This is a genomic window from Paenibacillus selenitireducens, assembly GCF_002021565.1.
Lineage (GTDB): Bacteria > Bacillota > Bacilli > Paenibacillales > Paenibacillaceae > Paenibacillus_K > Paenibacillus_K selenitireducens.
Window position 1 is genome coordinate 755,244 of record NZ_MSZX01000001.1, and the last position, 19,171, is coordinate 774,414.

At 45.2% G+C, this 19,171-nt stretch carries 20 protein-coding genes and 1 riboswitch; all 20 genes read left to right on the plus strand.

The annotated features are described in order from the left end of the window. The first annotated feature begins 51 nt into the window (after positions 1 to 51). The 20 genes from BVG16_RS03505 (at position 52) to ccsA (ending at position 19,129) form a co-directional block, all read left to right on the plus strand. Positions 52 to 1,695: a spore germination protein gene (locus BVG16_RS03505; RefSeq protein WP_078497286.1), complete on the plus strand. Its 1,644-nt coding sequence runs from the start codon at positions 52 to 54 to the stop codon at positions 1,693 to 1,695. A 128-nt stretch (positions 1,696 to 1,823) separates the two neighbouring features. After that, positions 1,824 to 3,155 (plus strand): diaminopimelate decarboxylase, encoded by a 1,332-nt coding sequence (gene lysA / locus BVG16_RS03510; RefSeq protein ID WP_078497124.1) that lies wholly within the window; start codon positions 1,824 to 1,826, stop codon positions 3,153 to 3,155. Between the two features lie 173 nt (positions 3,156 to 3,328). Then, a complete protein-coding gene (locus BVG16_RS03515; protein WP_078497125.1) occupies positions 3,329 to 3,760 on the plus strand; it encodes a peptidylprolyl isomerase in 432 nt (143 codons plus the stop codon). A gap of 182 nt (positions 3,761 to 3,942) precedes the next feature. Beyond that, positions 3,943 to 4,100: riboswitch (FMN riboswitch) on the plus strand. A gap of 211 nt (positions 4,101 to 4,311) precedes the next feature. Continuing rightward, on the plus strand, positions 4,312 to 5,412 hold the full coding sequence (gene ribD / locus BVG16_RS03520) for a bifunctional diaminohydroxyphosphoribosylaminopyrimidine deaminase/5-amino-6-(5-phosphoribosylamino)uracil reductase RibD (RefSeq protein ID WP_078497126.1): 1,101 nt from the start codon (positions 4,312 to 4,314) through the stop codon (positions 5,410 to 5,412). 43 nt (positions 5,413 to 5,455) lie between these two features. Next, on the plus strand, positions 5,456 to 6,124 hold the full coding sequence (locus BVG16_RS03525) for a riboflavin synthase (RefSeq protein ID WP_078497127.1): 669 nt from the start codon (positions 5,456 to 5,458) through the stop codon (positions 6,122 to 6,124). Positions 6,125 to 6,158: 34 nt separating this feature from the next. Beyond that, the gene (locus BVG16_RS03530) at positions 6,159 to 7,376 is read left to right on the plus strand and encodes a bifunctional 3,4-dihydroxy-2-butanone-4-phosphate synthase/GTP cyclohydrolase II (protein ID WP_078497128.1); all 1,218 of its coding nucleotides are present in this window, start codon (positions 6,159 to 6,161) and stop codon (positions 7,374 to 7,376) included. A gap of 58 nt (positions 7,377 to 7,434) precedes the next feature. After that, complete coding sequence (ribH, locus tag BVG16_RS03535; protein ID WP_078497129.1) at positions 7,435 to 7,902, plus strand: 6,7-dimethyl-8-ribityllumazine synthase; 468 nt, start codon at positions 7,435 to 7,437, stop codon at positions 7,900 to 7,902. A gap of 41 nt (positions 7,903 to 7,943) precedes the next feature. Then, positions 7,944 to 8,741, plus strand: coding sequence for a segregation and condensation protein A (locus tag BVG16_RS03540; RefSeq protein WP_078497130.1), 798 nt, complete (start codon positions 7,944 to 7,946; stop codon positions 8,739 to 8,741). After that, the gene (scpB, locus tag BVG16_RS03545) at positions 8,710 to 9,315 is read left to right on the plus strand and encodes an SMC-Scp complex subunit ScpB (protein WP_078497131.1); all 606 of its coding nucleotides are present in this window, start codon (positions 8,710 to 8,712) and stop codon (positions 9,313 to 9,315) included. Before BVG16_RS03540 ends, scpB begins: the two co-directional genes overlap by 32 nt. Before the next feature lie 141 nt (positions 9,316 to 9,456). Then, entirely contained in the window at positions 9,457 to 10,374 is a 918-nt protein-coding gene (locus BVG16_RS03550; RefSeq protein ID WP_078497132.1) for a helix-turn-helix transcriptional regulator, read from the plus strand. 129 nt (positions 10,375 to 10,503) lie between these two features. After that, positions 10,504 to 11,181, plus strand: coding sequence for a DUF2953 domain-containing protein (locus tag BVG16_RS03555; RefSeq protein WP_233146882.1), 678 nt, complete (start codon positions 10,504 to 10,506; stop codon positions 11,179 to 11,181). Further along, complete coding sequence (ytfJ, locus tag BVG16_RS03560; RefSeq protein ID WP_078497134.1) at positions 11,154 to 11,660, plus strand: GerW family sporulation protein; 507 nt, start codon at positions 11,154 to 11,156, stop codon at positions 11,658 to 11,660. The genes BVG16_RS03555 and ytfJ overlap by 28 nt, the downstream gene beginning before the upstream one ends. Positions 11,661 to 11,919: 259 nt before the next feature. Continuing rightward, positions 11,920 to 13,059 carry a D-alanyl-D-alanine carboxypeptidase family protein gene (locus BVG16_RS03565; protein ID WP_233146883.1) on the plus strand — a complete coding sequence of 380 codons (1,140 nt, stop codon included), beginning with the start codon at positions 11,920 to 11,922 and terminating at the stop codon, positions 13,057 to 13,059. 19 nt (positions 13,060 to 13,078) lie between these two features. Continuing rightward, positions 13,079 to 13,720 (plus strand): nucleoside recognition domain-containing protein, encoded by a 642-nt coding sequence (locus BVG16_RS03570; RefSeq protein WP_078497136.1) that lies wholly within the window; start codon positions 13,079 to 13,081, stop codon positions 13,718 to 13,720. A gap of 19 nt (positions 13,721 to 13,739) precedes the next feature. After that, positions 13,740 to 14,273, plus strand: a complete 534-nt coding sequence (locus BVG16_RS03575) for a spore maturation protein (RefSeq protein ID WP_078497137.1) — start codon at positions 13,740 to 13,742, stop codon at positions 14,271 to 14,273. Positions 14,274 to 14,354: 81 nt separating this feature from the next. Continuing rightward, positions 14,355 to 14,705, plus strand: coding sequence for a peptidoglycan recognition protein family protein (locus BVG16_RS03580; protein ID WP_078497138.1), 351 nt, complete (start codon positions 14,355 to 14,357; stop codon positions 14,703 to 14,705). A 20-nt stretch (positions 14,706 to 14,725) separates the two neighbouring features. Beyond that, positions 14,726 to 15,475 carry a pseudouridine synthase gene (locus tag BVG16_RS03585; RefSeq protein ID WP_078497139.1) on the plus strand — a complete coding sequence of 250 codons (750 nt, stop codon included), beginning with the start codon at positions 14,726 to 14,728 and terminating at the stop codon, positions 15,473 to 15,475. A gap of 125 nt (positions 15,476 to 15,600) precedes the next feature. After that, positions 15,601 to 16,119: a thiol-disulfide oxidoreductase ResA gene (gene resA / locus BVG16_RS03590; protein ID WP_078497140.1), complete on the plus strand. Its 519-nt coding sequence runs from the start codon at positions 15,601 to 15,603 to the stop codon at positions 16,117 to 16,119. A 77-nt stretch (positions 16,120 to 16,196) separates the two neighbouring features. Further along, positions 16,197 to 17,873 (plus strand): cytochrome c biogenesis protein ResB, encoded by a 1,677-nt coding sequence (resB, locus tag BVG16_RS03595; RefSeq protein ID WP_078497141.1) that lies wholly within the window; start codon positions 16,197 to 16,199, stop codon positions 17,871 to 17,873. Next, positions 17,870 to 19,129, plus strand: a complete 1,260-nt coding sequence (gene ccsA / locus BVG16_RS03600; RefSeq protein ID WP_078497142.1) for a cytochrome c biogenesis protein CcsA — start codon at positions 17,870 to 17,872, stop codon at positions 19,127 to 19,129. Before resB ends, ccsA begins: the two co-directional genes overlap by 4 nt. The last annotated feature ends 42 nt before the right edge of the window (positions 19,130 to 19,171 follow it).

A 19,171-nucleotide genomic window follows, 5' to 3' on the forward strand; every position in this document is an offset into this window, starting at 1 on the left:
GAAGCATTAAATCTTCTTGATAAAGATGCCGTCGAACAATACAAGCAAAATATGCAGAATCAAGGGAACCCAGATCAACATCGGGAAGACACTCAAGGTCAAGGCGGGCAATCGCAGGGCGGCCAACAATTTGAGCATGAAATACAGAGTCCTTCTGCAGAGATTGATCTTAAGAAGATACAGGAAGAAGTCTCCAACACCGTGGAGGAGGCCGTCATTTATTGGCAGAAAAATGATAACATTCATAAGAAACTAGAAGAAATCAAGAAAACATTAGTTGAAGTCGCTGGCTTAGAGCGGAGCTTCGATGTCATATTTCGAGAAATGACGTTTGGCAGCCGGCGGACGGGTCTTTTCTATTTGAACGGCTTTGCCAAGGATGAGGTCATGACGCTGATTCTCGAGCGCTTAACCTTTTTGGTGCCAGATCAGCTGAATACAAATGCCGTAAAGGCATTTTTTGAATGCTATATTCCGCACATTCAAGTCGAGAAAGTGAATAAGATGAGTCAGGTGATTAATAAAGTCCTTGCCGGAAGCAGCGCATTCTTTATGGAGCATGAATCAACAGCTATCGTGATGGATGTGAAGAATTTCCCAGGTAGGGGACCAGAAGAGCCCTCATTGGAACGGGTCGTACGGGGAGCTCGCGATGGATTTACCGAGACCTTGTTAACCAATGTAACACTTGTGCGTCGACGGCTGCGGGATCCCGGGTTGAAATATGAATTAATCCAGGTAGGGCGGAGAACTCGCACAGATGTGGCGATTGCATATATCGATGATATCACGAATTCACGTGATGTGGAGGCAGTGCGCAAGAAGATCAAAGCACTCGATATCGATGGTCTGCCGCTCGCGGACAAACAATTAGAGGAAGCAATTATCAATAAAGGCTGGAATCCATATCCGCTAGTTCGTTACTCCGAGCGACCAGATAGTGTAGCAGCTCATTTGCTGGACGGAAATATCGTCATTTTTGTAGATACTTCACCATCGGTGATGATCTTGCCGACGACATTTTTTGATTTGTGTCAGCATGCGGAGGAAAATCGTGAGACGGCTTTCGTGGGCACCTATTTGCGACTTGTAAGGTTTATCGGGATCTTCGCTTCGTTGTTCGTACTTCCGATGTGGCTCTTGCTTGCTACGCATCCAGAGTTCAAGCCCCAAGCTTTATATTTCATCGGCGCTCAGAAAGCAAGTAAATTGCCGCTATTAGTTCAATTTATCATCGCAGAACTTGGGGTCGATTTGATGAGAATGGCTGCAATCCATACGCCGACGCCACTTGCAACTGCGATTGGCTTAATGGCTGCCATCTTGCTTGGTGATGTTGCTGTAAAGGCTGGATTGTTCGTAAATGAGGTGATCCTTTATATGGCTGTGGCTGCAATCGGATTGTTCGCTACGCCTAGTTACGAGTTGTCTCTGGCAAATCGGATTGTACGGCTGTTCTTACTCATCCTTGTTGCGATTTTCGGAGGACCTGGCTTGATCGTGGGGTCGACTTTGATCATTGTTATGTTGGTGCTTCATCGTTCGTACAATTCACCCTACCTCTGGCCGTTCATACCATTTAATGCAAAGGCGATGTTGAATATTATTATCCGCCGACCGGTGCTTAAAATGAAAGAACGCCCTAGTTTCAACCAAACTGTCGATAGTTCCAAGATGAGAAAGGATGAATCCTAATCTTCAAAAATACAAATGATCTGCAATTTAGTCCATTCTTCTTCTACAGATTATTTGCTATACTGATTAAAATTTAGTTCATGAATTTTCCAATCAGACATAGAGACGAATAGAAGAGGAGAAATGATATGTATTTGCATGGCACGAGTAAAATTAATTCCAAAGGACATTTAGAAATTGGCGGAAACGATGTGACCGATTTAAAAGCCAAATTCGGTACCCCGCTATACATTGTAGATGAAGATCTCGTTCGTTTGCGTTGCCGTGAGTATGTTGCAGCATTCCGCGAATCTGGATTGACTTTCCAAGTTGCATACGCATCCAAAGCGTTCTGTACGATGGCGATGTGCCGCTTGGCTGATGAAGAAGGTTTGTCCTTAGACGTCGTCTCTGACGGTGAATTATATACGGCTTTACAAGCAGGTTTCCCGGCTCACCGGATTCATTTCCACGGAAATAATAAAACTGTAGAAGAAATCGAAATGGCCATTGATGCGAAAATTGGATGTTTTGTCGTCGATAACTTTATCGAGCTTCACCTGTTGAATGCGATCGCTGCTGAAAAGGGACAGCGTGTCAATGTATTACTGCGTGTAACTCCAGGTGTTGAAGCACATACGCATGAATACATTTCAACAGGTCAAACCGATTCGAAATTTGGCTTTGATATTGGAAACGGTTCGGCATTTGAAGCGGTTCGTGTTGCTTCAGATTTGGCGAGTTTAGAGTTGTTAGGCGTTCATTCTCACATTGGTTCCCAAATTTTTGAAGTGGAAGGGTTCCAAATGGCGGTAGAGCGTGTGGCTCAATTCGCAATCCGCGTACGAAATGAATTGAATGTAGCGTTTAAAGTGGTGAATCTCGGCGGCGGTTTTGGTATTCGTTATGTAGAGGGCGATACACCGCTTCTCGTGTCCCAATACGTTAAAGCGATTACGGATGCTGTAAAAACTCACTTTGCCGGACTTGGCGATATCCTTCCTGAAATTTGGGTCGAACCGGGCCGCAGTATTGTTGGCGATGCAGGTACAACGTTGTATACGGTTGGCACAAGCAAAGATATCCCAGGTGTGCGGAAATATGTTGCCGTGGATGGCGGTATGACGGATAACCCGCGTCCAGCGTTGTACGACTCGAAATACGAAGCGATGCTTGCGAATCGTGCGAACGAAGAGAACATCGAGACGGTATCTATTGCAGGTAAATGTTGCGAGAGCGGCGATATGCTGATTTGGGATCTTGAATTGCCCAAAGTCATCAGTGGTGACCTGTTAGCTGTTGCTTGCACAGGTGCGTATAACTATGCGATGGCAAGCAACTATAATCGGATTCGCCGTCCATCTGTTGTCTTCGTGAAAGACGGCCAAGCGGATGTGGTCGTTCAACGCGAATCCTTCGATAATATTGTAGGGAATGACGTGATTCCTGAGCGGATGAAAAAAGTAGCAGTTACCCAATAAACGGTTATATTTACTAAAAGGCGGCTGCTTCTGATGAGATCAGAGGCAGCCGCCTTTTCAGGTGACCCAAGACGCCTTTTGCAATGAAATCCAATTGCACTTTGCTTCTCCAGCTTATTCATAGTAAACTAAGGTGTAGATTTTTACATAACAATTAAGGAGTGTTCTATACAATGGCTAAACAAGCAACCATCAAAATGGCGAATGGCAGTGAAGTTGTAATTGAATTATTCGAGAAGGATGCACCGAATACAGTAGCAAACTTTGAGAAATTAGCAAACGAAGGTTTCTATAACGGACTTACATTTCACCGTGTAATTCCTGGCTTCGTAGCACAAGGCGGTTGCCCAAAAGGCAGCGGTACAGGCGGTCCTGGCTACACAATCAATTGTGAAATCAATCCGAACAAACATGAGCGCGGTGCGCTTGCTATGGCACATGCAGGCCGTAACACAGGCGGAAGCCAGTTCTATATTGTATACCAACCACAACCGCATTTGGATGGTCAACATACGGTTTTCGGTAAAGTTACTAGCGGCATGGAGCATGTAGATACTTTCAAAGGTCAAGACCGTATGGAAAGTGTTGTTGTAACAGAAGTATAATTCGTTATCCAGATGAACCCCATCAACCCTTGTGTTGACGGGGTTTTTTGCATCATCATCCCGTCATACTATAAATCCATAGCGGGATGCTATGATTTAAGTTCTTGATTTTCGAATTCGCAAGTGATAAGCTTTTGAATAATGTTGTTGAGTATAACAGCATGAACCTAATTGAAAATGTGTTGTTCCTTCGGGGTCGGGTGAAATTCCCAACCGACGGTGATACGAATGTGATCATTCGTTAAGTCCGTGACCCGGATCACGCTCAATTGTGACGTGAGAAGGTGGACTCGGTGTAAATCCGAGACCGACAGTAAAGTCTGGATGGGAGAAGGGAACGCAATATATATCAGCATTTCAGCTTGTTCTTGAAGTACGTGCTTTTTTTCACTTTGGAAAAAAGTCTCGAATTCTTTCAATCTATTGAAAGAACTTCTTGAGTGAAGTTGTATTTGATGGCATTTGCGTTTGTCTTTAATTCCCCCTTGGAGCATGCTCTAAGGGGTTTTTTGTCATCCTAAGATGATGGGTATACGAAAGGCGGCGAAGAAATGGAAGTCATGAATGATGCGTTCTACATGCGGCTAGCGCTCCAAATGGCGGAGCGGGCGTTAGGACAGACGGGGATCAATCCGGTCGTTGGCTGTGTTGTCGTCAAAGACGGTCGAATCGTGGGACTGGGAACCCACTTGCAACGAGGAACGGGACATGCGGAAGTGCATGCCTTAAATATGGCAGGAGCAGAAGCAGCAGGAAGTACGGCTTATGTTACGTTGGAGCCTTGCAGTCACTATGGTAAGACGCCTCCGTGCAGTGAGAGGCTGGTTCGAGAAGGCGTGGCCCGTGTTGTAGTCGCTTGTACGGATCCGAACCCGCAAGTGGCAGGGAAAGGAATCGCGTTGCTTCGTTCTCATGGCATTGAAGTGGAGGTTGGCGTCTTGGAAGCCGAAGCGCTGAAGCTCAATGAAAAGTTCTTCAAGTTTATTATGACGAAGCAGCCGTTCGTTACGCTAAAGACCGCAAGTACCTTGGATGGGAAAGTGGCCTCCAAAACGGGGGATAGCAAATGGATATCGAACGAAGCGGCAAGAGAGATTGTTCATACGCTTCGACATCAACATCAAGGTATCATGGTGGGAATAGGTACCGTGCTTGCAGATGATCCAAGTTTAACGACACGACTTCCAGTTCCTGGGCTTCACCCTACAAGGATCGTGGTAGACTCTCAATTACGGATTCCATTGGATGCGAAGCTGCTGGTAGATGGCGCAGCGCCGACGGTTATAGTTACAACTGACCTTGCTGATGCCGAGAAAGCAAAAGCGATTGAAGCGTTAGGTGCAAAGGTACTTCGATGCGGTTCATCCGAACGCGTAGATTTAGACCTTGCCATGACCCAATTAGGTGAGTTAGAAATAGGCTCGATTTTGTTGGAAGGCGGCGGTGTCTTGAACGGATCGATGCTGGAAGCGGGATTCGTGGATAAGGTGGTTCTCTTCTTCGCACCAAAGATTATCGGAGGTTTGGCGTCTCCCGGAAATATCGTATTCGAAGGTTTTGAACGCATGAGCGACGCGATTACGTTGGATGAAATAACTGTTGAGCAGCTCGGGGATAATGTCTGTATCACCGGTTATCCGAAGCGAGGATAATTCCCTCCTTACATAATGACAGAAAGGAGTGTGAGCGTGCACGATGTTTACAGGACTTATCGAAGAGATCGGTACGATGCGGCGTATTTACCGTAAAGGAGAAGCGATGATTCTTCATATCGATGCTTCCACGATTATGAATGACGTTCAATTGGGTGACAGTATCGCCGTGAATGGGGTATGTCTAACGGTGGTTGCCTTTGATAAGACATCGTTCTCTGTGGATGTGATGCCGCAGACCTTTCGACATACGAATTTGAAGCTGCTGCAATCAGGCAGCAAAGTCAATCTAGAGCGGGCGATGAGGGCCAACGGCCGATTTGGTGGTCATATTGTTCAAGGACATGTGGACGGAACAGGGACGATACTTGGGCGATCGGAAGATGCAAACGCCGTCGTATTTGAAATTCGTCCGGATCAAGAATCCGTGTTCAAATACATGATTTCGCAAGGCTCCGTGACGCTGGATGGGATTAGTCTCACCCTCATTCAGGTAGATCAGGAAGCAGGAACGTTCGCTGTATCCATCATCCCGCATACGCTGGCTCAGACCGTTCTGCAGCAGAAAGAATCAGGAGCCACGATTAATATTGAATGCGATGTACTCGGCAAGTATGTCGATCATTTGTTACATTTCCGTTCCCAGGATCACAGCGGCAAACAGGCTAGTCGAATGACTGCACAGTTCCTAGCGGACAATGGCTTTATCTAATAGAGAAAGAAATACAGAAGGTGAGGGAGAAAGCATGACTGAACATCATACGCCATTTGATTCGATTGAAGCAGCGCTTGAAGACCTGAAGCAAGGTAAAGTCATTATCGTTGTGGATGATGAAGATCGGGAGAATGAAGGAGATTTTATCGCGCTAGCGGATAAAACCACACCGGAAGTCATTAATTTCATGATTACCGAGGGACGAGGACTTGTCTGCGTGCCGATTTCAGAAGAACGTGCGGAGGCGCTTGAACTAGCTCCCATGGTATCCCATAACACGGACAATCATGGCACAGCATTCACCATCTCCGTGGACCATGAAGAAACAACCACAGGGATTTCAGCTTTTGAGCGTTCTCGTACCGTGCAGGCTTTGATTGATCCGCAAGCGAAGCCAGCATCATTTCGTAAGCCAGGCCACATGTTCCCTTTGATTGCGAAGAAAGGCGGCGTATTGCGTCGCGCGGGACACACCGAAGCAGCAGTTGACCTTGCTCGCTTATGTGAGTCCTATCCCGCAGGTGTCATTTGTGAAGTGATCAAAGAAGACGGGACGATGGCGCGGCTGCCGGATCTTATCGAAATTGCCAAGAAACATCAGTTGAAGTTGATCACAATTCAAGATCTGATCCATTATCGGAATGAAAAAGATAAGCTGGTAAAACGAGAAGTGGAAGTGAAAATGCCGACTGATTTTGGCGTATTCCGTGCCGTTGCTTATACGAATGCCGTAGATAATAAGGAGCATGTTGCGCTTGTCAAAGGTGAAATAGATCCTTCGAAGCCCGTATTGGTGCGTGTACATTCGGAGTGCCTGACAGGTGATGTGTTCCATTCGCATCGATGTGACTGCGGACCTCAATTTGCGGCAGCGATGCGCCAGATTGAGAAGGAAGGTCAAGGGGTCTTGTTGTATATGCGCCAAGAAGGCCGTGGTATTGGGCTGATGAACAAACTGCGTGCGTACAAATTGCAAGAGCAAGGCTTCGATACCGTGGAAGCGAATCTAAAGCTGGGTTTCCCTGCGGATTTGCGCGAATACGGCATTGGTGCTCAAATCCTGAAGGATTTAGGGATCAAGCAAATTCGTCTGATGACGAATAACCCGCGTAAAATCAAAGGTCTGGAAGGTTATGGGCTTGAAGTTGTAGAACGTGTTCCGATTCAAATGGAAGAAAATGAGGATAACAGCAAGTATCTTCATACGAAACAAGAGAAGTTAGGCCATATGTTGGAATTTGAAATTTAATTTGAAATTTAATTTGAAATCTAAATCTAAAGCTGGACAAAGAAAGGGTTGTTGAATCATGGCAAATATTTTTGAAGGACATTTAGTCTCGCAAGGGTTAAAATACGGTATCGTTGTAGGACGTTTCAATGAATTTATTACTTCTCGTTTATTAAGCGGAGCATTAGATGCGCTGAAAAGACATGGGGCAGAAGACAATGAAGTTGATGTTGCCTGGACGCCTGGAGCTTTTGAACTTCCGCTGATCGCACAGAAAATGGCCGAAAGTGGAAAATATGACGCAGTCATTACATTAGGTACGGTGATTCGCGGATCAACCCCTCATTTTGATTATGTGTGCAGTGAAGTAGCGAAAGGTGTAGCGGCAATTAACTTAAAAACCGGCGTTCCTACGATCTTTGGCGTCTTGACGACGGATAGCATTGAACAAGCGGTAGAACGTGCAGGTACGAAGGCGGGTAACAAAGGTTGGGAAGCCGCGGTTACGGCAATTGAAATGGCAAACTTGACGAAACAGTTCAAATAATGCTTATCTATATGTAAGAAGATAAGCGGGAGGAAGCCATCTTGACGACGGTAACGTATAAGCTGGAGGCGTTCGAAGGACCACTTGATTTGCTGCTTCATCTGATTGACAAAGCAGAAATTGATATCCAGAACGTCTCAATCAGTGAAATTACGGATCAATACATGGAATATTTACATTCAATGCAGGAGCTGGAGCTTGACATTACAAGTGAATTTCTTGTTATGGCTGCCACGCTCCTTTCCATGAAGAGCAAGCTGCTGCTTCCGAAACCACCGGTCATTGAATTGGATGAGGATTTCTATTATGATCCTGAGGACGAGCTGGATCCGCGAGCGGAATTGATTCTGAAACTGATGGAATATCGGAAGTACAAAGGAATTGCGGAACATTTGCGCGAGATGGAACAGGAACGGAGCTTGATTTTCTCGAAAGAACCGGAGGATTTAACTCCGTTTATGCCGACGGTGCTCGAGAATCCAGTGAAGGGACTCCATACATCTGACTTGATTCGGGCATTCCAAAAAGCATTAAGGAAAGTGACGAGACGCAATACCGTAGCGAGAATTCATCGAGACGAGATTTCGGTGAAAGATCGCATACGTGATGTTGTGTCTTCGCTGCGTCAATTGGGTAAGGGCGGACAATTACTATTCTCGAAGCTGCTGGAAGCAGAAATGGACCGGCATGAGGTTGTTGTAACTTTTCTTGCCATCCTTGAGCTGATGAAGATGAAGCAAATTCGATGCTACCAAGATCACTTATTTGATGATATTGTGATTCAATGGAAAGGAGATGAGCGGATCGATGGACTTCAAGAAGCTGAAATCAATTATTGAAGGCTTATTGTTTGTGGCTGGGGAAGAGGGATTATCAGCCAAACAAATTGCCGAGGTTGTCGAGCAGCCGCTTGAGCTGGTGTTAGATGTTATTCATGATTTGAAAGGCGATCTAGCCAGGGCAAAGCGCGGGATACAAATTCGAATCTTTGCAGGATCATTCCAATTGACGACCGTTCCGGAGCATGCGCCTTATTTTGAGAAGCTCGCCTATTCTCCTTCTCGCTCCAACCTGTCGCAGGCAGCGTTAGAGACATTGTCGATCATCGCATATCGTCAGCCTATTACACGGGTAGATATCGAAGAAATACGCGGCGTAAAATCAGATCGGGCATTGCAGACGCTTGTGGCTAAAGATTTAATCGAAGAAGTAGGACGAGCAGAAGCTATTGGTCGCCCGATTTTATACGGTACAACGAAATCATTCTTAGATTATTTTGGGTTAGATAGCTTAAAGAGCTTACCGGACTCCTCTGCTTTCGAGAACGATGAAGGGTTAGAAGAAGAGACGCAGCTGCTGTTCGAGAAGCTTGATGGTCATCAAATGACTTTTGATGAGTTAAAAGAAAATTAACGGCTTGTATGGAGGATTTACGATGAAGCACCAAGACGAATGCATCTTGGTGCTTTTTCGTGCATGCGGCAAGGATACTTCGCAATACAGGTCAAGAACGAATGGCGAAATCATTGTATTCTCTTCTTAGGAGGTGGAATCATGGAACGATGGGATGTTATTCATGCCGTGCAGCGGATGCAGGACTATATTGACGAACATATAACGGAAGTCATTACGCTGGCTCAACTTGCAAAGGCAGCAGGGTATTCGCCGTGGCATAGTGCCAGAATTTTTAAAGAGTTGCTTCATAGAACGCCCTTTGATTATATTAGGGCTCTACGCTTGAGTAAGGCGGCATTGGTATTACGGGATGAACATTCGAAAGTCGTAGATGTCGCACTTGATTTTGTATTTGATTCGCATGAGGGATTTACAAGAGCATTCACCAAGCAGTTCGGGCTATCACCTCGAAAATATAGTCAAGAGGTACCCCCTATTCGACTTTTCATTCCTTATCGCGTTCATGATTCTTACCTTACATTTCCTAAAGGAGAGAAACCGATGGCTGAAAAACAAACCTTAACAAAAACCGTATTTGTACAAGTAATGGAACGTCCGCAGCGCAAAGTTATGCTGAAAAGAGGCGTGATAGCAGAGGAGTATTTTACTTTTTGTGAGGAAGTCGGTTGCGAGGTATGGGGCGTATTAACGAGTGTGAAGGAAGCATTATACGAACCGATTGGGATGTGGTTACCACAGCATTTGATCCCTGCAGGTACCTCGAAATATGTACAAGGGGTAGAGCTTTCGATGGATTTTGATCGCCCTATTCCAGACGGCTATGATCTGATTGAGCTTCCTCCTTGCAAAATGATGGTTTTTCAAGGGGAACCTTTCCAGGATGAACAATTCAGGGAGGCGATTGGTGAACTTTGGGAGACGATGGATCATTATCAACCTGAACTATACGGCTTTGAGTGGGCGGATGAAGAGGCACCTCGATTCCAGCTTTCTCCCATGGGATACAGGGGATACATTGAAGGAAGACCTGTTAGACAGATTAATCCAACGAACTAACCTTCAAAATATAAATTGCAGCGCCTCATCCTGTTTCATCAGGGTGGGGCTATTTTTTTCATGAAAAACGATACAATCAGCCATACTAGATGGAAGGAAATATAAGTTCAGGAGGCTTCTGAAGTGTGGATGTGGATTTGGATCGGAATAATCAGTTGTATCATCATCTTCGGCGTGGTTATCGCCCGCTCCTATATAGATATCAAGATTTTGTGTAACAAGGTACAAGAGGATGACTATATCTCTATCAAAGCTAAAATGTTGTTCGGACTCGTCAAATTTAATTATCAAATTCGGCAAATCTCCTTCAAAGGATTCGAGCAAGGTTTTTTGGTCAAAAGAGAGCAAAAAGATAACTTCCTTGCCGGACACAAGACACGAGATAAATTCGAATTTGATTTCCATTATTTACAAAAAATGTATGACCGGGTGAATTTGCTGGTAAAGTATACGCCTGATTTGATCCGCTGGACAAAAAAAATACTTCGTCACGTGCATTGTTCCATACTCACTTGGGAAACGCATATTGGCATGGAAGATGCTGCAGATACAGCTGTTGCATCGGGAGCCATGTGGGCTATTAAAGGAACGGCAACAGGCTGGTTGTCTCATCTGATCCGGCTGCAGCATCAACCTGAGATTCAAGTACATACACATTTTCATGGTCCGCAATTTACCACAGAATTTCGTTGTATAGCAAAAATTCGGTTCGGACACGCTATGGTAGCAGGCGTTATTCTTCTTGTACGCGTAGTTAAAGTGAAGGGAGGACTGAAGTTGTGGCAGAGCATCCTATTCAAGGCTTAATGCAGACTTCGATGGAAAATATCAAGAAGATGGTGGAAGTAAACACCATTGTTGGAGATCCCATTCAAACCCCGGATGGCAGCGTAATCCTTCCCATAAGTAAAGTGGGATTCGGGTTTGCGGCAGGAGGTAGTGAATTCCAGGTCGATGACAACGGAAAGTCACATGGGGCAAAAAATAACGTCGGGGAACCGAACGGACATAATGCCCAAGTAGCCATGCCATTTGGTGGCGGTAGCGGCGGCGGGGTGTCCATCACGCCGATCGCATTTCTCGTCGTTGGAACGCATGGCGTGCGTATTGTCTCCTTAGATAATCAGACCCATCTGGTTGAACGGGTTATCGATTCAGTACCGCAATTCTTGGACAAATTCCAGACGATGATGCAGAGTAAACAGAATAACTCGACGAGTGCAGATCTAACTACACCGCCAGCAAGTGCGGGCTTTATGCCCCCTACAACTGCTCCAAGTCCGTGAAATAGAATTTTTAGTTTCGATACGCCGAAACATTAATAAATTCTATTGTGGAAAATTAAACCGTTGTGCGAAGGTGATCGCACAGCGGTTTTCTTTATCCATTCGTATGGAATACGGAGGATACGGTTCTTTGGAATGGGACATACTCTCATGAGGATAAGCATATATATGCTAGAAGACAAAAAAGCTAGAGACGCGGAGGACGAAGATGAGAAAGGCTTTGAACTGGAAGAAATTAACGATGATGTTGATCGTGCTAATGTTAAGCATTCCATACGGACAAACTCTAGCAGAACCGGCAAAAAGTGTTCGTACGAATGCGGCCGCAGCTGCGCTGATCGACGTGACGTCCGGGAGAATACTGTACAGCGCACATGGGGACGAACAGATGCGTATCGCAAGCTTAACGAAAATTATGACCGCCATCGTTGCGATTGAGCATGGCAGGTTGTCGGATAAGGTAACCGTGAGTAAACGCGCTTTTGCCAAAGAGGGTTCCTCCATATACTTAAAGCTAGGAGAAGAAATGTCATTGGAGGACATGTTATACGGGCTCATGCTTCGTTCGGGGAACGATGCAGCGACGGCGATTGCCGAACATATTGGCGGTTCAGAGGAAGGATTCGTGCTCATGATGAATCAGAAGGCTGAAATGCTCGGTCTCCACGATTCTCATTTTATGAATCCGCATGGACTCGATGCCGAAGGACATTACTCTTCAGCCAATGATCTAGCAAAACTGACGGCATATGCGTTAAAAAACCCCATTTTCCGAGATATTGTCAAGACCAAAGTGAAAAAAGCACCCAACCCGAATGAGAAATGGGACTATAGCTGGTTGAACAAAAATAAGATGCTGCAAATGTATGATGGCGCGGATGGCGTTAAGACAGGGTATACCAAAAAAGCGCTGCGTTGTCTCGTAAGTTCCGCAACCCGTAATGGTCAGCAAATTGTCGCAGTTACTTTAAATGACGGCAGCGATTGGGTGGATCATCAGCATCTTTTGGATTACGGGTTCCAGAATTACCCCTTAAAAGATGTGATGCACAAAGGACAAGTCATCGAAAATTATCCCTTTCAATTAGGCAAAAATTTCTCATATCCTTTTGCAGAGGGTGAAGAAGAACAACTTCGCACCAAAGTGGTAATTACCACGCAGAATTCACGGGAATATAAGCTTGGTGAACGCGGAAAATTGTATGTGATGTTAGGGGAGCGGCAATTAGGCGTTATACCGTTGTATGAGAAAGAGAGCAGCTTGTTGCAGACGAGAGACCGCAACGTGTTTGCGAATGAGCAGCCGACAACCGCTCAGGTGCAATATAAAGGCAAAATCACGAGCTTTGAAGAAGCTTTGATTTCTGTGTTCCGCGCGATATTCACGGCTAATAATTAGGATTGGGGGGAGATCCGTCGTGGTTAATATTATTTGGTTATTTTTCCTTGTCGCAGGATTTGTTGTGGCGATGATAACCGGGCGAATTGATGAAGTAACCAAAGCTGTATTTACAGGAGCAGAGACGGGTGTCACGGTCTGCTTCGGTCTGATCAGTGTCATGGTATTCTGGCTCGGAATAATGCGAATCGCGGAAGATGCGGGATTACTTGATAAAATCGCGAAGCTCCTGAGTCCGATCGTGCGGTTCTTATTCCCGGATGTTCCGAAGAACCATCCTGCCTTAGGGTATATCATGTCGAATATGAGTGCTAATATTTTGGGCCTTGGGAATGCCGCGACACCGATGGGGATCAAGGCCATGCAAGAGCTTCAGAAGCTGAATCCTGACAAGGAAACGGCTTCCCCGGCGATGTGCACATTGCTTGCATTGAATACGTCAAGTATCACCATTATTCCAACCACATTAATTGCCATTCGCATGAACTATGGGTCCGCCAACCCGGCTGAGATTGTAGGCACAACACTTATAGCAACGATTATTGCGACTGCTGGAGCTATTCTTATCGATCGATGGTACCGTAACCGCTATGCTCGACTTCATCCGATTCCGCCAATACCGCCTTCGACGTCCAACCGGTCTGCCCCTAAAGCGCTGTGACATGAAAGGGTGATCTGTGGTGTATTCGTTTATTACGCTCTTATCTTCATGGGCGATTCCCGCTATTATCGTATTTATTCCTTTATATGCTTATTTTCGTAAAGTGCCTGTCTATGAATCCTTTGTAGATGGAGCGAAGGACGGCTTCGATACGGTCATTCGGATCATCCCCTCCCTTGTAGGGATGATGGTGGCGATTAGTGTGTTTCGGGCTTCTGGAGCGATGGATTTGATGGTTGGATGGGTGCGGCCCTTTTTTGACGCCATCGGTGTACCCAGTGAAGTGCTGCCGCTTGGATTGCTGCGTCCCATCACGGGAGCGGGATCTCTTGCTTTTGCAACGGACTTGATTAAGCAATATGGTCCTGATTCCTTAATTGGCCGGATGGCATCAACGATTCAAGGAAGTACGGATACGACGATTTATGTGCTTACGGTCTACTTCGGCGCGATTGGGATTCGTAAAGGCCGATATGCGCTCAAAGTTGGTCTATTATCCGATTTAATCGGTTTCGCTGCTGCGATCTTCGTCTGCTACCTCGTATTCGCCTAAGTCATGGGCACCAAACCATACATATAACCATATCATGTAGCAGTTCATAAATCGTTCGACGCGAGAAATGAGGTGGACTGCATGCAGATGCAAGGTTTTGTTATCCATCATTCCATTTGCCCCACGATTAATGGCAAAGGGTATGATTTTTTTGTTTGTCTGGATGGTACCATTATTCCAGCCGTTGAGACGATGCAGGAACCCTATATTCATATTTGTCTGGAAGGGAACTTCCATTCCTATTCCACAAAGATCAAAAAATGGCCCTCCATGCATCAAGAACAAATTTTTATTGCTCAAAAGCTGATGTTCGCATTGGCTGCGTTGTATCGTTTTAATCCAGATCAAGTGTTTTCGCACACCGATTTATGTCCAGGAGCAACTTTCCCGTGGAATGAACTTGTGATTTCCGAGAAGGATGGGTATCATTAGTTTGAGGTGACTGATAAAGCATGGAGAGATTACAGAAAATATTAGCGGCTGCCGGTGTGGCTTCCCGTCGTAAGTGCGAGGAACTCATTCAAGAAGGCAAAGTAACAGTGAACGGAGAAACCGTAACAACACTGGGTGCCAAAGCAGACCCCGCGCAAGATATCATTGCGGTGAATGGCCGCGCCATTAAATCCGAGAGTAAAGTGTATTTAATGATGAACAAGCCGAAAGGAGTTATTACGAGCGCTACCGATCCCAAGGGTCGTAAAGTTGTTACAGATTATGTAGCAGAAATCAAAGAGCGCGTATATCCGGTCGGACGACTTGATTATGATACAGAAGGCTTACTGTTGTTAACAAATGACGGAGAGTTTGCGAATTTACTCACGCATCCGAAGCACCATGTACCAAAAACCTACCTGGCAACCGTGAAGGGTGTTCCGCATGGTGATAAATTGGACTTATTGAAACAAGGTATCATGCTGGAAGACGGGATGACCGCACCGGCTGAACTGGAATATCAGGATATCGACATGGAAAACAATGAATCCACGATTCGAATTACGATCTATGAAGGCCGTAATCGTCAAGTTCGTCGGATGTTCGATGCCATTTCCCACCCTGTGCAACGGTTAAAACGTACTAAATTCGGAGATTTATCGTTAATGAATTTGAAACGTGGAAGAACACGGATGCTTACGGCACAGGAAGTAAATGAACTCAAACAATATGCGATGTCGAAAAAGAATATGGAACGCAACCAAAAGTAATGATCACGTACACATAATTTTCAAAATTCCCCAGATATCGATGACACAATATTCGTTATAATGTTCATAGGATATCAACTATTTACATCACTTTATGTGATGTACATCATTGAAGGGGACGTCAGATGAAGAAGAATAGACGATTGGTACAGATCATTATTTTACTTGGCGTGTTCATTCTGGGTGGTTATGCTATCGGGTCAGCCGTGTTCAAATCGAGCGACAAACCTGAAATCGGTAGTAAGCCGCCCACTTTTTCTTTGGTAGGCATGGATGGAACCGTACATAATTTAGAGGATTACAAAGGAAAAGGTCTAGTCATTAACTTCTGGGGATCTTGGTGTGAGCCCTGTGTGAAAGAAATGCCAATGCTAGAGAATGAATGGCGTGTTCTGAAAGATAAAAATGTGGAGATTATCGGCGTAAATGTTGGTGAGGACGCATTAACTGTGAAAAATTTTGTTGGACAATTCGGAGTTGATTTTCCCGTTTTGCTGGACAAAGAGAAATTAGCGACGAAGAAATACGCGATCGGCCCGATGCCGACAACGTATTTTATTAACGCGGATGGCAAAATCACAGATATATACGTCGGTATGCTAGACAAGGATACGTTCGATAAGCAATTGGAACAGTTAAATTAACTGTTTCTTTTGCATGTGTTTGAAAGGCTTTACAAAACATCATCATCTAGTATTCATCAATTTAGGAGGTCTCCACAGTGTTTCAAAATACGAAATGTGAGTGCGGACACCAGAATCACATCGGAACGGTGTTATGCGAATCTTGCGGGAAACCGCTGCAGGATTCATCGGACTCGACCGAGCCTCTGGAAATGCGATACGACGGGGTTGCGCGTAAATCGCAGAAGGTAAATCCGTCGATCATTGATCGCGTATGGAACTTTTTTTCCTCAGTTAAAGTTGCGGTCTATCTCATTATGATTACGTTGCTTGGGGCAACGCTCGGAACGGTGTTCCCGCAAGAGAGTACATTCATTAATGGCGATCCAGCCACCTATTACAAAGCAACGTATGGAACCATCGGAAATATCTATTATAAGCTAGGACTCTCCCATACATATACGTCGTGGTGGTTCGTGACGTTGCTGGTAATGATTGGGACATCGCTTGTTATTTGCAGCTTGGATCGTGTATTGCCGCTCTATCGAGCGTTGAAGAAGCAGCAGATCCGGAAGCATTTGAATTTTTTAACACGGCAAAAGGTGAAATACCAAGAAGAAATGAAGCTGGATGTTACGCCTGAAGCGTGGGTGCAAGCCGCCGTAAAACCGCTGAAACGCAAGCACTACCGTGTACATACAGAGGGTTCTGCGCTCATGGCAGAGAAATATCGTTTTAGTCGGTGGGGGCCTTATATTAATCATATCGGACTGATTATTTTCTTGTTAGCGGTGCTTGCTAGAAGCATTCCAGGTTGGTATATGGACCAGTATATTGCGTTCCCTGAGGGCGATATCAAACATATTCCGGATACGAATTACTACTTGAAGAACGACAAATTCACAGTGGAGTATTACAAGGACAATGAGTTGTCGAAGGAAATGCAGGGTCAGAATCGATTGGTTGCCAAAAGATACGAGACTCAAGCTGTGCTCTATGAATGTGTTGACCAGTGCAGCGATCCTTCCAAGGAGCCCGTCTTAAAAGAAGTGGATCGACATCATATCGAAGTCAATGAGCCATTGAATTACAAAGGATTCATGGCGTACCAGACGGACTATGATCCTACCTTAAGATTGCGCTCTGTGAATCCAGAATTCCGAAATAAGGAAACAGGCGAGGTATATGGAAAGTTCATGCTTGAAATGCGGAATTCCAAGCTATCGTATGATGTTGGACCTTACCATTTAGAGCTTAAAGAGAAATATTTGGACTTTGGTCTGAATTCCGATGGGCAACCGGTCACGAAATCGCAGGAACCGAATGCACCTGCGTTCTTATTCCTTGTGACAGGACCGGATTTACCTAATGAAGGCTTCTTATATTTCTACTTCCCGAATCAAATTGACAAGCAACGCTTTAACCAACAAGCGCTAAATGAAAAATTAAGCGGAGACTGGGCCAATAAATTTGACATCAGAGTAAATGGTATGCAGGGTGTAGGGCTTAGTAATACATCCTACTTAACGATTCGAGTAGATAGTGCCATGCCTTTTATTTGGATTGGAGCAACTATTTCGATGATTGGGCTGATTATGGGCTTCTATTGGAATCATCGGAGAATATGGCTTCGGTTTGATGGGAACCGATTGACACTAGGCGCACATACGAATAAAAACTGGTACGGGATGCGTAGTGATGTGGCAGGGATTCTGAAGCAGCTGCATGTTTCAGTGGATCCCAAATCACTAGATAATGGGGGAGACAAATCATGAATTTATTGGATTTCAGCAGCAATGCCTTTTTAGCGGCCTTTTTCTTGTATTGCTTTGCCTTTTTATTCTACATTATCGCAATATCGGGGAAGATGTGGTCCAAGGCAGACCCTGCTAGACATTTAAAGCGTTGGAGGGTCATCGCGTTCGCAACATCAACGATCGGAACACTTTCACAAATTGTATATTTCTTCACGAGATGGATTGGCGGCGGCCACATCCCTACCAGTAATATGTACGAGTTTATGTCGTTCTTGGCGATGATGATCATGGTGGCGTTTACCGTCGTCTACTTGATCTACAAAACACCGGTTCTTGGCGTGTTCGCCGTACCTGTGGCCATACTGATCATGGCGTACGCATCGGTGTTCCCGCAAGAAGTACAGCCTCTTGTGCCAGCGCTTGATAGTTATTGGTTGAAAATTCATGTGACGACAGCCGCAACAGGTGAAGCGTTCTTCGCTGTAGGGTTTGCAGCAGGGGTGATGTACTTGCTGCGTACGATTGATTTTAAATCCAAAGAGAAATCTGCTGTTCGCGCACAACGTTGGGTGGAAGTTACCCTGTTGTCTGTCTTAATTATTGTAGGTTTCATTGCTTCTGTATTTACATTCAGAGCTATGGGATATGAATCAGATTTCAAACAAACCATCGTAACAGTTGACAGCCAGCAGCAGGAACATAGTAAAATAGAAGAAGTAAAATATACCTTACCGCCATTGGTCGCTCCTCATCAGAGTGAGACCGTGAAGTTTCAATCCTTCTTAGGAATGGACAAACCATTATTCGAAGCGCCAAGTTGGTTAAATGGTGCAAATGCGGGCCGAAAATTAAATACGGTGATCTGGTCAGTTATCTCTGGACTCCTACTTTATGGTATAATTCGGTTAATTGTACGCAAACCGCTTGGAGCAGCAATTCACCCGGTCATGGAAGGGATTGATCCCGAGGATCTGGATGAAATTAGTTATCGCGCGATTGCAATCGGGTTTCCTATCTTCACGTTAGGCGCGTTGATATTTGCCATGATCTGGGCGCATATCGCGTGGTCGCGATTCTGGGGTTGGGATCCCAAAGAAGTGTGGGCTCTCATAACATGGTTATACTATAGCGCATACTTGCATTTACGTTTATCCCGTGGCTGGACAGGAACGAAATCGTCCTGGCTCGCGGTAATTGGCTTCTTAGTGGTTATGTTTACGCTTGTCGGAGTGAACCTTGTCATAGCTGGTTTACATTCATACGCAGGAGTTTGATGATGCGTAATTCGAATATTACTCCACGGCGAATAGAAAGAG